Here is a 13,205-nt window from a genome sequence, read left to right as displayed (position 1 = left end):
TATTTGTTTTCCTTTCAATTGTACATCACCGATATGGAAAAAACAGTGACAAACTAGTGAAAGCGTTCGGATGGGTTTGAAAAAAAGGAAAAGATCGGCCCGGCGAGTGGTACGCAGCAGACCGATCTTTTTTGGGCTTTATCATGGCTATCAGGACTACAAACTGATACAGTTATCGACGATCTTCTCTTCCTGTGATCCCTTGTTCGAAGGGGGTTTTCACAGGAATGAACAAGTCGATGATCCCAATGACTAAAGCGGCTAAAATCGCACCTATGATGCTCGTTGAAACATTGCTCACGACGAACTGGGCGGCCCAGATGACCAGCGCGCTCACCAGAAAGCCTACGATTCCTCTGCCAAAAGGAGTGATTTGCTTGCCAAAGATTCCTTCAATGATCCATGCCGCAATGGCAATGACCAAGGCAAGGAAAAACGCGCTCCAGAATCCCCCGACCTGAAATCCTGGTACTAACCAACTTACAAACATTAATACCAAAGCAGATACAATAAACCTAACCAGATGTCCTAGAAGATGCATTCAAGAACCTCCTTTTTTCTACGATGAGACAAACGTGCTCTCATGGCTAGAAAAGATGTTTTTTGTTGAATTTTGCTTGGTGTGTTTGACATTTACTTCGATTCCTTGGCAGAAGGAATAGGTGCACAAATTAGTGTATCCAACTTTTGAACAGATTATGGCAGGCAGCATCTTCCATATAACTATTGTCTCCGTAGCTAATCATACGCAAAATGGTTTATAATATAGGATAGAAATGAGGTTGGGACAGTTGAATCAGAAAATTATTAAAACATTGGAATATGCGAAAATTTTACATAAACTAGCTCATCACGCGGCTACTTCTCTCGGGAAGGACGCTGTCCAGCATCTTGAACCGATCGGGGATTTCGAACTCGTTAAGCTGCGGCTGCAAGCAACCGATGAAGCGGTAAATGTAGAACGACTGAAAGGTAACGCCCCGTTTGGCGGGATACGGGATATTCGTTCCTCCTTGCACCGGGCCAGAATTGGCGGGATGCTGAATCCGGCCGAATTGCTGGACATATCGACGACGATGTTTGGTACCCGCAGGTTGAAGCGATTTATACTGGCTGTTCACGAGGAGTATTCAATTCCTATGCTCAAGGGACAGGTTGAATTACTGACTGAGAATAAATCATTGGAAGATAAGATTAATAGCTGCATTGATGAGAATGCCGTTGTTGTCGATAGCGCAAGCGTTGAATTAGGCCGTGTGCGCAGTGAGCTGCGTACAGGCGAGAGCAGAGTGCGTGAACGTTTGGAGCAAATGCTCCGCAATTCGTCGGTACAAAAGATGCTGCAGGATGTGTTGATCACGATCCGAAACGATCGTTACGTGATTCCGGTCAAATCCGAATATCGTTCTAACTTCGGCGGGATGGTACATGATCAATCGGCTTCGGGAGCGACTCTGTACATTGAACCTGACGCTATCGTTCAGCTGAACAATAAGATTCGCGAGCTTAAGTTCAAGGAAGAAGCGGAAATCGAGAAGATTTTGCGCGCCTTAACTGCGCTTGTCGCTGAACAAGTTGATGTGCTTGTTTATGATGTGGATCAATTGGCTGAGCTCGATTTTACATTTGCCAAAGCAGGCCTGGCCAGGGAGCTTAAAGCTACGATGCCTAGGTTGAATGACCGCGGCTTTATCAAAATCAAGCGCGGGCGTCACCCGCTTATCGCGGCAGACGTCGTTGTTCCTCTTGATTTGGAGTTAGGGAATGATTTTACGCAAATTATTGTGACCGGACCAAATACAGGGGGAAAAACAGTCTCTCTCAAAACGGTTGGTTTATTAAGTTTGATGGCGATGTCCGGTTTGTTTGTACCTGCGGAAGAAGGCAGTCAATTATGTGTATTCGATGCGATTTATGCCGATATTGGGGATGAACAGAGCATCGAGCAGAATCTAAGTACATTTTCGAGTCATATGACAAATATCATCAGCATTTTACGGGATATGACGCCTAAAAGCTTGGTCCTGCTGGATGAGCTTGGAGCAGGTACAGATCCAGCCGAAGGCTCTGCGCTGGCGATTTCAATTCTTGATTATATCCACCAAATAGGCTGCCGAATTATTGCAACGACTCACTACTCGGAGCTTAAGGCTTACGCGTACCAAACGCGCGGCACGATAAATGCGAGCATGGAATTTGATATCCAAACGTTAAGCCCAACTTATCGTTTGCTTGTAGGGGTTCCAGGGCGAAGCAACGCGTTTGCCATTGCAGAACGGTTGGGCTTGTCACGCCGAATTATTGAGCATGCGCGCACCCAGGTCGGCGAAGAGGAGAAACGCGTAGAGTCGATGATCGCGTCTCTCGAAGAGAACCGCTTAATCGCGGAAGCGGAGCGTGAGAGCGCCGAGAGGCTGCGGCGCGAGGCGGAAGAGATGCGCCGAACGTTGGAGGCGCAGCAGCTCAAATTCGACGAGCAGCGCGACAAGCTGCTCGAGAAAGCCGAACGCGATGCGCGTGAGGCTGTCGCCAAGGCGCGCCGCGAGGCGGACGAAGTGATCGCCGACCTGCGGCGCATGGCGCAAGAAGAAGCCGGCGGGGTCAAGGACCACCGGCTGGTTGAAGCGAAGCGCCGCCTCGATCAGGCGGCGCCTGAACTGCGCGAGAAGCAGGTTCGCGCAGCGAAGAAGCGGCCGGAGAGAATCGAGGCCGGTGATGAAGTGCGTGTCGTGAGCCTGGGTCAGAAGGGTCACGTGGTGGAAATCGTTAGCCCAACGGAAGCGACTGTGCAGCTGGGGATTATGAAAATGAAGGTTGAGATAGCCAACCTCGAGAAAATCGGCAGTACGGCTCAGAAGAAGCCGGTTCATCAGGTGGCGACCACCGTCAAACGAACAAGGGATGACAGCATTCGGATGGAGTTGGATATGCGCGGGCTGAACATGGAGGAAGCGTTGATTGAGGCAGATCGCTTCCTGGATGAATCGTTCCTTGGCAATCTGGGGCAAGTGTACCTGATTCACGGCAAAGGAACAGGCGTGCTCCGCACAGGCATGCAGGAGTATCTGCGCCGTCACAAACACGTGAAAAGTTACCGTATGGGGAACTACAATGAAGGCGGAGCCGGAGTGACCGTTGTGGAATTGAAATAACTTTTAAAAATATTTTCAACTTTTTGAAACTCATTCTTTGGGACTGCGTATTTAATGTGTGTAAGCACCGGTGATTAGAAAACAAAACGCAATACCAATTATAAAATAAATAAGGAATAACCTTAGGAGGAATTCAAAATGGGTATTTTTAAAAGATTACGTGATATGACAATGGCTTCGATCAATGATTTGCTGGACAAAGCAGAAGACCCTGTCAAAATGTTAAATCAGTTTTTGCGTGACATGGAAGAAGACATTTTGGAGGCAGAATCCGCAGTAGCTAAGCAAATCGCGATTGAGAAGAAATTCAAGCTTCAGTTCGAAGAAGCAGAAGAAATGGTTACCAAACGTACAGAGCAAGCGATGAGAGCTCTTGAAGCCGGCAATGAAGATTTGGCCCGCCGCGCGCTTGAAGATAAGAAAGAGCAGCAAGTTCGTTTCGATGAGTTGAAGCGTCAATATGATCTTGCCAAAACAAATGCGGATCAGCTTCGCGGCCAGTTGACGGAGATGAAAGACGAGTTCAACAAAATGAAAAACAAAAAAGATTTGCTGATTGCCCGTGCTGAAACAGCCAAAGCGCAAAAACAAATCAATCAAGCAATGTCCGGATTCGGTACAGACAACGCAGCCAAAGGCTTTGACCGCATGAGCGAGAAAGTCCTTCAAATGGAAGCTGAAGCGCAAGCAAGCGGCGAGATTCGTGCCAAAAACCGCAGCCTGGATGATGAGCTCGAAGGACTTGGCGCAAGTAAAAGTGGCATCGATGATGAATTGGCCGCTATGAAAGCAAAGCTTGCTGAAAAAAAACAATCTTAATGATATACTAATAGTACCTGCGAGAGACTGAGCCAAACTCAGTCTCTTCTACCGTATATAGGGATTTTTAAATCAACGTTTAAACTCTCTACGTGGAAGGAAGGCAGGAGACGATATGAATGAAGAGGTGGATGTGTTGCTGAGTAATCCGTATTTATCGACGCTTGCATTTTTTGCAGTAGCTGTCATTGCGCTTGTGGTATTTTTAACAATTTTCGAAATGGTCACGAAGTATGATGACTGGGCAGAGATCAAAAAGGGCAATCTCTCTGTGGCAATGGCGACAGGCGGGAAAATTTTTGGGATTTGTAACTTGTTCCGGTTTTCCATTTTGAATAATGACACGATGATTCACTCTCTCATTTGGGCAGGCTACGGATTCTTACTGTTGCTGGCAGCCTACTTCATTTTTGAGTTCTTAACGCCATATTTTAAAATTGATGAAGAAATCAAAAAAGATAACCGCGCTGTAGGGTTCTTGTCCTTGACGCTATCTGTCTCCCTATCTTACGTAGTAGGCGCATGCGTAACCTAGAATCATACATAGTCTTGGAGGCTTGAACATGAAATACCTGTGGGGCACCTTGTTTGCTATCGCATTTGTGTTTATGGCGGCAGGGATTTATTATTTAATGAAATTTGCTTGAGTGCAATAGATGGAGGATTACGTCATGAGTGCGAATGAAGAAGTTGTTTGTCCTTGGTGTCAAACAGAGATTGTTTGGGATCCTGAGATTGGACCGGAGGATGAATGTCCGCATTGTTTCAACGAGTTGAAGGATTACCGCAGTATTGATTTGAAAGTGAAATTAACGGGTCAACCGCTTCGTTTTCAAGATCAGGAGTTCCCGGATGCGGACGAGGATTTGTCTTTGGCATGGGATGACTCGGATGAACCGCTCGATAAATATGGGGAAAAGGTACAGCATATCACAGACGAGCAGGAAGAAGCGCCGGAGTGCTCGAACTGTCATGAACTGCTTCTGCTGGCCGGAAATGAAGTTGTAAACGAAACTTACTTCACGCCAACCATTCCAAAAACGCTCGGCAGCGCGTTCCTGACGGCGCCGTTCACGATGAATGTATATGTGTGCCCGTCCTGTTTTAAAGTTGAGAAAGTGTTGTCCGATACAGATCGACTATTGATGGTTGAACGCATTAAATCGGAGTAAAAAGGAAACCGAGTCCTCGTGGATTCGGTTTTTTTATATGGAATACCTCATATTTTCACCCGAATGGGGAAGTTTAACTAGAACTATTTCGTTTCCGCGGGGAAAGGTGAGGAATCATTTATGCACAATGATCAGAGTATGCAGCGAATGCATCCAGGTAAAGGGAAAGAACGACAGAAGGGCAATTATTTCGAAGAGCGCGATCAACAACCTGCTCAGCCCAACAACTCGGCCCCAAAAGGGCGATTAGATTCACAAGCGATTCTTCTGATTATCGTTCATACGCTATTTGGGAGCGCAAACGCGCTGTCGGGAACTTTTGTCGGCGTCTATTTGTGGAAAGCTAAAAATGACTTCACGCTAATTGGTTGGTTCACGTTAGCGACTCATTTGACGATGGCCATCACTTTCTGGTTGGCAGGGAAATGGGTGAAGGAACATAATAAAATGAACTGTTTGCGCATCGGCGTAGCTATTTCTGCCGTATTTTATATGCTGGTTCTGTGGCTGGGAGCGAACAGTTTTCAATATTTTGTATGGCTGGGCATCGTGCAAGGAATTTCTGCAGGGCTGTTCTGGGTTGCCTTTAACGTTGTTTATTTCGAAGTAACGGACCCTGGCAATCGAGATCGGTTTAACGGATCGGTGGGCTTGCTGGGAGCTGGAGCGGGCATCATTGCGCCATGGATATCAGGTTTATTGATTGTGAATTTGGGCGATATCAAAGGATATCGATTAATCTTTTCCATTTCGCTTGGCATCTTTCTGCTTGGCGTAGTGATTAGCTTTTTTCTGAAAAAGAGAAAAGTACAAGGTACTTACGAATGGATGTTTCCTATTCGAAGCCTTAGGAAAGCGGAAACGCCTTGGAAGCGTGTCAGTTTGGCCTTGGTTTTTCAGGGGGTTAGAGAAGGCGTCTTCGGTTTCATGATCGCTCTGCTTGTTTATATTTCTACATCAAGTGAAGCGAGTCTGGGGAATTTTGTGTTGATTACTTCTGCGGTTTCTTTAGTTAGCTTCTGGGCGGCAGGCCGGTTTATCAAGCCGAAGTTCCGGAAGGTGAGCATGTTTATCGGCGCAGCTATGGTGGTAGCGATAATTCTTCCTTTTTTCTGGAAAATGGGTTACAGCACTTTACTTCTTTTCGGATTGGGGTCAGCGCTTTTCTTTCCTATGTATTCCGTACCGATGGTATCGGCCGTATTTGATTTGATTGGTTCGACAGAGGAAAGCGCCAGGCAAAGAGAGGAGTATATCGTGCTTCGTGAGCTTGCTTTAAATGTTGGCAGGGTCTCCGGGGTGCTGCTGTTTATTTGTGTGATTTCGTGGAGCAAGGCGCCACTTGTCATTAATGTGCTTTTATTAATCATCGGCAGTTCTCCCCTTTTTAGCTGGTATTTTATGAAAAAGCAGTTATCTGTAATTAAAACTTGACATCTCTGGGGCTTCCCGATAAAAATGTGGATAGTGTTGGTTAATGGGAGGAGGAGGGGCAACCCTTGACACATAAAAAAATGGTGAACAGCATCACAGAGCTGATTGGCGATACACCGGCTGTCCGAATTCAACGGTTGGTGGAGCCTGACGATGCAGAGTTGTATGTCAAACTTGAATATTTTAATCCAAGCGGCAGTGTAAAGGATCGGGCGGCTTTTAATTTAATCGAGCAGGCGGAGAAAAATGGGCTTCTTAGCCCGGGCGCCACGATCATCGAACCGACGAGCGGCAATACAGGCATAGGCCTCGCGATGAATGCTGCGGCCAAAGGATACAAAGCTATTCTCATCATGCCGGATAATATGTCGAAGGAACGGATTAACCTGCTCAAGGCCTATGGCGCAGAGGTCGTCCTGACTCCTGCCGCGCTGCGGATGCCAGGAGCTATCGCCAAAGCACAGGAGCTGAGGGATCAAATCCCGAACAGCTACATCCCTCAGCAGTTCGAGAATCCGGCGAATCCGAGCATTCACCGGGTTACGACAGCTCCGGAGATTTTGGAGCAGATGGAAGGGCGTTTGGACGCTTTCGTTGCAACTTCAGGCACCGGAGGAACTATCACCGGAACGGGCGAGGTGCTCCGCGAGAAGCTGCCGGACATCCAGATTTATGTCGTGGAGCCGAAGGGATCTCCTGTTTTATCCGGAGGAAACCCAGGACCTCATAAGCTGGTTGGCACGAGCCCGGGCTTTGTACCGTCTATTTTGAATACGAGCATATATGATCAGATTGTTCAAGTGACAGATGAGGACGCAATCGGTACGATGAAAGACTTAGCTAGTAAAGAAGGCATCCTCGTAGGACCATCCGCCGGTGCTTCGGTTTGGACGGGACTGCAGGTCGCCCGCAAGCTTGGAGCGGGGAAAAGGGTGCTTTGTATCGCGCCGGATACCGGTGAACGATATTTAAGTATGGATCTATTTTGATTAAAAAATAGGCGATGAGTACGGCTGCTGGATTAAAATGTCCAGAAGTCGTATTTTTTTTGTAAATCGCGAAAAAATATTGAATAAAAATTCATGATTGAGTATAATTATAGAAGTAGCAAAGCGATTGCAGAGAGGTGGATTTAGCTTGAAATTAGCCTATATTAATGGACATCCCCAAAATGATCAACTTCATGATTTTATACAGTCATATACAAATGAATGCATAACAACCGGTGCTCAGAACCAAGTGGACTGGAATCAGCTGGAGTCTCAGAATGTGATTTCTGTGTATGACGAAAATACGCTTGTCGGGATTGGCTGTATGGCTGGGGAACCAAGTATCCATGTGCGCCCTACGTATGAACACCGAGAAATTGAACATACCGTTGCTAAATTGCTGAAAGCTGGCATCTAAACGGGTTGTATAAATAAAAGCTGCCTGGATCAGGCGGCTTTTTGTTATTCTCATGCAGGAAAATTCATTTATACACAAATTATCTGAAAATTTGATGAGCGGAGTAATTGAATTAGGACAGCAATTCATTGTAAGATTAAAGGATGAATGAATACGATCACAGAAAGGTTGGTTAACCATGGATGCTTTGAAGCTTAAAATTCTCGAATTACTGAAAGAAGACGCCCGCCGGAGTGCGGAACTCATCGCCACAATGTTAGGAACGGCGGAGGACGAGGTGGCGCGAGCGATAAGCGAGATGGAAGCGGATAAGGTCATCGTCAAGTACGCGACAGTTGTTAACTGGAGCAAGGTAGATGACGAAAAGGTTACCGCCCTGATTGAAGTGCAAATTACGCCTGAACGCGGACGCGGGTTCGACGCTATTGCGGAACGGATCTATTTATATCCAGAGGTCAAATCTGTTTATCTCATGTCTGGGGCTTATGATTTACTTGTAGAGGTTGAAGGCCATTCGCTTAAACAAGTCGCTTCTTTTGTTTCTAACAAGCTATCGCCAATTGATCGCGTGCTTTCAACCAAAACGAATTTTATCTTGAAAAAATACAAACAAGACGGCATCATTTTCGAGGATCAGGCTGATGATCATCGGATGCTTGTCTCTCCGTAAGGAAGAGGTAAAGCCATGATCAAAAATGAGACAATCGTAGAGCCGAACAAAGTGAAATCGATGCAGGGCTACCTTGCTCCTGCCGTACGTGAAATGAAGCCTTCAGGTATTCGGAAATTTTTTGATCTAGTAAGCAACAGCAAGGATGATATTATTTCCCTTGGTGTGGGGGAGCCGGATTTCTCAACCCCTTGGCACGTTCGTGAAGCAGCCGTTTATTCTTTGGAGCGCGGCAGAACGAAATATACGCCAAACTCAGGGATTCCTGAGCTTCGCGAAGCGATTGCGGACTATTTGCACACATCCTTTAAAGTGAAATATGAGCCGTCGAATGAAGTCCTTGTGACTGTCGGAGGCAGTGAGGCCATTGATTTGGCACTGCGTGCTTTGATTACGCCGGGGGATGAGATTCTGATTCCAGAACCTTGCTATATCTCTTATTCACCTATTACGAGTATTAGCGGCGGCGTTCCAGTCGGAATCGAAACATTTGCGAAGGATCAGTTCAAGCTAACGGAGAAAGCGCTTCGTGATGCCATTACGCCACGCTCCAAGATTTTAATTCTATGTTATCCAAGCAATCCTACTGGCGGCATTATGACTTATGAGGACTGGCTGCCAATTGCCAAAGTTGTGGAAGAGAACGATCTTATTGTGATTTCGGATGAAATTTATGCGGAATTGACCTATGGGCAGAAGCATGTAAGTTTTGCAGCTGTTCCAGGTATGAAGGATCGGACGATTCTAGTCAGCGGCTTCTCCAAAGCATTTGCGATGACTGGCTGGAGAATGGGATATGCATGCGGTCACCGAGAGTTGATCTCCGCTATGACCAAAATTCACCAGTATACGGTGATGTGCGCACCTGTGATGGGTCAAGTAGCTGCACATGAGGCTTTGACGAATGGTTTGGAAGAGAAAGACCGTATGATAGAGTCTTACAATCAACGCAGGCGCCTGGTCGTCAAAGGGTTCCGTGATATTGGACTGGAGTGTCATGAACCGCAGGGTGCTTTCTATGCGTTCCCAAGCGTTGTTGCCACAGGACTTACTTCAGACGAATTTGCCCAGCGGCTTTTATTCGAAGCTAAGGTTGCTGCCGTACCGGGAGATGTGTTCGGCTTAGGCGGGGAAGGTTTCTTACGCTGCTCTTATGCCTATAGTGTATCTCAACTGAATGAAGCTTTAGAGAGAATTGGAAAATTTCTAAGAAATTTGTGATTCAATCTGAAAAATCTATGTTAATTATTCATGAAAACTGGTATTCTTGTAGTAAGGAGGGATGAGCATGGCTTTCATGGAATACCAACTATCAACCTATCGAAAACATCTGCAAATAAATGAACAAGATTTCGAACAACGTTGGTTGACTAAGCGTGCTAAGAAACGTAACTCCCTAAACTTATTAGAAGAAGAGATTCATTCTCTGCGACGCAGATTAGAACAGATGGTTCTGGACGGAGAAGAAATGACATCCGAATCTGTCGTGGAACTCAGTACGATACTTGATCTCAAAATAAATGAATATATGAATAATTGGAAGAAAAGTCGGTGAAAGCCGACTTTTCTCGCGACTATCGATATATTTAGATTCGTATACGGAGGTACTCTTACATCATGAAATTGAAATTTCTAATGGTCATGCTAGTGTCAGCGCTTATGGTGATAGTTGCGGGTTGTGGAGGACCAAAGCCGGATGTTTCTATCTTTGTCATGGGTCAAAATGGATTTCCAAGTGATGCAGGCGAGAAGCTAGAGGCATCTTTGAAATCGAAAATCGGCGAAACTCCTACCGTTAAGCTGAATACCTCTCCCATTTTCTCTATGGAAAAAATGATCGTTGAATTGGCGGCAGGCGGAAACGGCATATTTATCCTGGCGGATGACCAATTTAAAACATTAAGCAATCAAGCAGGGTTCGTTTCTTTGGACGAGACGATTAACCCTTCAGATTATCCGGACGGTGTTATCGAAATTGCGGAAGAGGGCAAGCCTGCCGAAAAGCATCTGTATGGAATTCCGCTCTCAGGCAACAAGTGGATGAAGGAGCAAGGCTTCGAAGGAAAAGGACTTATTGCTTTCATTCCTGTCAATGCCCCAAAAATGGAGGAAGCTAAGCAAGTACTTAAGGTTATTGCACAAAAGTAGCAAGAAGTCTATAATCGACAATTAGATTGATAGTCAAATATGCAGCCATTGGTGCCGGCAACGAATTCACATATGAATTTCATTGCCGCTTAAAAGGGAAGCCGGTTGAAGTCCGGCGCGGTCCCGCCACTGTAACCCGGAAGAGAAGTATTGCCGGGGAGCCAGGATACCTGCCATGGTGCCGTTACGACATCCTTCGAGGAAAAGGATCGCTTTAAATCAGGAAGCAACGGATTCGTTGCTGAGCACCGCGATTTATCGTCCCCTTTGTTCCTTAGGAACAGAGGGTTTTTTTATTTGAGTTTTATTGAAATCACAGGTTTCAGAGAAAGGGGTTACACCATGCAAGTGAAAAAGAACGGGATCAAGAGGACGCTCCTCTTATCGGTTGCTTTAGCGACAGCGGTTAGCTTAGCGGCTTGTGGTAAGCAAGAAGCGGAAGTTACCAGTCCATCTAAGCTTGGCGGAGAGACAACGACGGCGCCTACTCCTGCTGCAACAGCAGCTGCGACATCCAAAAAGACGGCCTATCCGCTGAAAATTAAAGATGCAACGGGGAAAGAATTCACTTTTGACAAGGCGCCGGAGCGGATCGCATCGGTTTCTCCTGCAGAAACGGAAGCACTTTTTGCACTTGGATTGGATGATAAGATTGTCGGCGTCTCCGATTTCGATGATTATCCGGAAGCAGCGAAGTCCAAGCCCAAATTGGGAAGTATCACGAAGCCGAACCAGGAAGCTTTGATTGCGACTAACGCAAATATTGTCTTTACAGGTGTCTCGATGAAAGCAGACACGGTTGAAAAACTGCGAGAATCGAACATCAACGTGTTTAAAGTGGAGCCAAAGACGTTGGATGATGCGATTGCGAACATTGAAACCTATGGTTTGATTACAGATCGTCAGGAGCAAGCTGAGAAAATCGTCACCAAGATGAAAGCGGATCGTAAGAAGGTTGTCGATGCCGTGAAAGATGTAAAACAGGAAAATAAGAAAAAAGTATACATAGAATTCAGTCCGGGCTGGACCGTCGGCAGCGGCGAATTCATGGACGAGCTGATCAAACTTTCGGGCGGCATTAACGTAGCCGGCGACGGTAAAGGCTGGTACCAAATCAGCGAAGAGAAAATTATCGCACAAAACCCGGCTGTTATTCTCTTTGCGAACGGTGTCGTGGATACCAAAAGCAAGATGTCGCTTGATGAAATTATTCGCACACGGAGCGGCTGGGATGCTATTGAAGCTGTGAAGAACAAACAGGTAATCGGTCTTGACCAGAACCTGCTGAGCCGTCCGGGACCGAGATTGACCGATGGACTGCTGGAAATGGCGAAAGGCATTTATCCTGAACTGGTGAAATAAATGAAAAAAAAACTAATGCTATGGGGAGGAGTAGGGGTTATACTCCTTCTTCTTTCTATTCTGGCAAGTTTATCGCTGGGAACAGCTAATCTCCCAGTACTCCAAATTGCGGGCATCCTAGGGAAGCATATTCCTTGGGCTGGTGACTATATCGACGTCACTTGGCAGCAATCTGCGGAGCAAATCATAAATAAGGTTCGTTTGCCTCGTGTATTGCTGGCGATTCTCGTAGGGGCTTCACTCTCCGTTGCCGGAGCTGCTTTCCAGGGCGTGCTGCGCAATCCGCTTGCAGATCCATACGCGCTGGGGGTTTCTTCAGGTGCTTCGGTCGGGGCGGCGTTTTTAATCTATTTTGGTCTGCAGATGGCTTTGTTTGGGCAATGGTCGGTTCCGATTGTTGCTTTTGTAACGGGACTTATTTCCCTTTTCCTCGTGCTTAAGCTGGCTCAGATCGATGGCAAGCTGAAAATGGAGACGCTTATTTTGTCCGGCGTTGTCATGCAGGCTTTTCTTGGCGCGATTGTTTCCTTTATGGTTTCGATTTCCAAGCAGGTCATTAATGAAATTGTTTTTTGGTTAATGGGCAGCTTGGCGATGCGGGGCTGGCCGTACATAACGATTATTTCGCCATATTTAGTCATAGGTTTAGTATTACTGCTTAGTTATGCAAGATCATTGAATTTGCTTGCGTTGGGAGAGCGGCAGGCTTCCCATTTGGGAGTAAATGTAGAACGAACGAAGCTGATTGTGCTAATTGTTGCTACATTTATTACGGCGGCAGCTGTCTCTGTAGCAGGTGTTATCGGCTTCGTAGGACTCATCATTCCTCACTTGGTTCGTCTGATCGTCGGTCCGGACTATCGTCTTATTATTCCTTTGTCCGCGATTGGCGGCGGCATCTATGTCTTGTGGGCGGACACGCTCGCTCGTACATTGCTAAGTCCGACGGAGATTCCGCTTGGAGTTATCACAGCGTTTTTGGGGGCGCCATTTTTTGCCTATTTGCTACATAAGGATAAGAAAACGTTAAGAGGTTGAAAA

The 13,205-nt window shown here is 46.3% G+C and carries 14 protein-coding genes and 1 riboswitch; of the genes, 13 read left to right on the top strand and 1 reads right to left on the bottom strand.

Annotated elements, in window-relative coordinates:
- Positions 1-172: 172 nt before the first annotated feature.
- Entirely contained in the window at positions 173-541 is a 369-nt protein-coding gene (locus tag PCH02S_RS27580; protein ID WP_127457319.1) for a phage holin family protein, read from the bottom strand.
- 250 nt (positions 542-791) lie between these two features.
- Between PCH02S_RS27580 and PCH02S_RS27575 the strand changes: the two genes are divergently transcribed.
- From PCH02S_RS27575 to PCH02S_RS27515, 13 genes are all read left to right on the top strand, one after another.
- A complete protein-coding gene (locus PCH02S_RS27575) occupies positions 792-3,152 on the top strand; it encodes an endonuclease MutS2 (protein WP_246069275.1) in 2,361 nt (786 codons plus the stop codon).
- Between the two features lie 138 nt (positions 3,153-3,290).
- The gene (locus PCH02S_RS27570; protein ID WP_127457317.1) at positions 3,291-3,971 is read left to right on the top strand and encodes a PspA/IM30 family protein; all 681 of its coding nucleotides are present in this window, start codon (positions 3,291-3,293) and stop codon (positions 3,969-3,971) included.
- A gap of 115 nt (positions 3,972-4,086) precedes the next feature.
- Positions 4,087-4,506 carry a DUF350 domain-containing protein gene (locus PCH02S_RS27565; RefSeq protein WP_127457316.1) on the top strand — a complete coding sequence of 140 codons (420 nt, stop codon included), beginning with the start codon at positions 4,087-4,089 and terminating at the stop codon, positions 4,504-4,506.
- A gap of 136 nt (positions 4,507-4,642) precedes the next feature.
- Entirely contained in the window at positions 4,643-5,143 is a 501-nt protein-coding gene (locus PCH02S_RS27560; RefSeq protein ID WP_127457315.1) for a hypothetical protein, read from the top strand.
- A gap of 120 nt (positions 5,144-5,263) precedes the next feature.
- On the top strand, positions 5,264-6,577 hold the full coding sequence (locus tag PCH02S_RS27555; RefSeq protein ID WP_246069274.1) for an MFS transporter: 1,314 nt from the start codon (positions 5,264-5,266) through the stop codon (positions 6,575-6,577).
- Positions 6,578-6,657: 80 nt separating this feature from the next.
- Positions 6,658-7,566, top strand: a complete 909-nt coding sequence (cysK, locus tag PCH02S_RS27550) for a cysteine synthase A (protein ID WP_127457349.1) — start codon at positions 6,658-6,660, stop codon at positions 7,564-7,566.
- Positions 7,567-7,714: 148 nt separating this feature from the next.
- A complete protein-coding gene (locus PCH02S_RS27545; RefSeq protein ID WP_127457314.1) occupies positions 7,715-7,984 on the top strand; it encodes a hypothetical protein in 270 nt (89 codons plus the stop codon).
- A gap of 178 nt (positions 7,985-8,162) precedes the next feature.
- On the top strand, positions 8,163-8,654 hold the full coding sequence (locus tag PCH02S_RS27540; RefSeq protein ID WP_127457313.1) for an Lrp/AsnC family transcriptional regulator: 492 nt from the start codon (positions 8,163-8,165) through the stop codon (positions 8,652-8,654).
- Positions 8,655-8,669: 15 nt separating this feature from the next.
- The gene (locus PCH02S_RS27535) at positions 8,670-9,875 is read left to right on the top strand and encodes an aminotransferase class I/II-fold pyridoxal phosphate-dependent enzyme (protein ID WP_127457312.1); all 1,206 of its coding nucleotides are present in this window, start codon (positions 8,670-8,672) and stop codon (positions 9,873-9,875) included.
- A 67-nt stretch (positions 9,876-9,942) separates the two neighbouring features.
- A complete protein-coding gene (locus PCH02S_RS27530; protein ID WP_127457311.1) occupies positions 9,943-10,209 on the top strand; it encodes an aspartyl-phosphate phosphatase Spo0E family protein in 267 nt (88 codons plus the stop codon).
- 62 nt (positions 10,210-10,271) lie between these two features.
- Positions 10,272-10,802: a hypothetical protein gene (locus tag PCH02S_RS27525; protein ID WP_127457310.1), complete on the top strand. Its 531-nt coding sequence runs from the start codon at positions 10,272-10,274 to the stop codon at positions 10,800-10,802.
- 31 nt (positions 10,803-10,833) lie between these two features.
- Positions 10,834-10,994, top strand: a riboswitch (cobalamin riboswitch).
- Positions 10,995-11,144: 150 nt separating this feature from the next.
- A complete protein-coding gene (locus PCH02S_RS27520) occupies positions 11,145-12,164 on the top strand; it encodes an ABC transporter substrate-binding protein (RefSeq protein WP_127457309.1) in 1,020 nt (339 codons plus the stop codon).
- Complete coding sequence (locus PCH02S_RS27515) at positions 12,165-13,202, top strand: FecCD family ABC transporter permease (RefSeq protein ID WP_127457308.1); 1,038 nt, start codon at positions 12,165-12,167, stop codon at positions 13,200-13,202. It abuts the gene before it with no gap.
- The last annotated feature ends 3 nt before the right edge of the window (positions 13,203-13,205 follow it).

Origin of the sequence: Paenibacillus chondroitinus NBRC 15376, assembly GCF_004000765.1 — a bacterium.
Taxonomy (GTDB): domain Bacteria; phylum Bacillota; class Bacilli; order Paenibacillales; family NBRC-103111; genus Paenibacillus_E; species Paenibacillus_E chondroitinus.
Note: the sequence above shows the minus strand (reverse complement) of the source record. Positions and strands in the feature narration are given on the sequence as shown.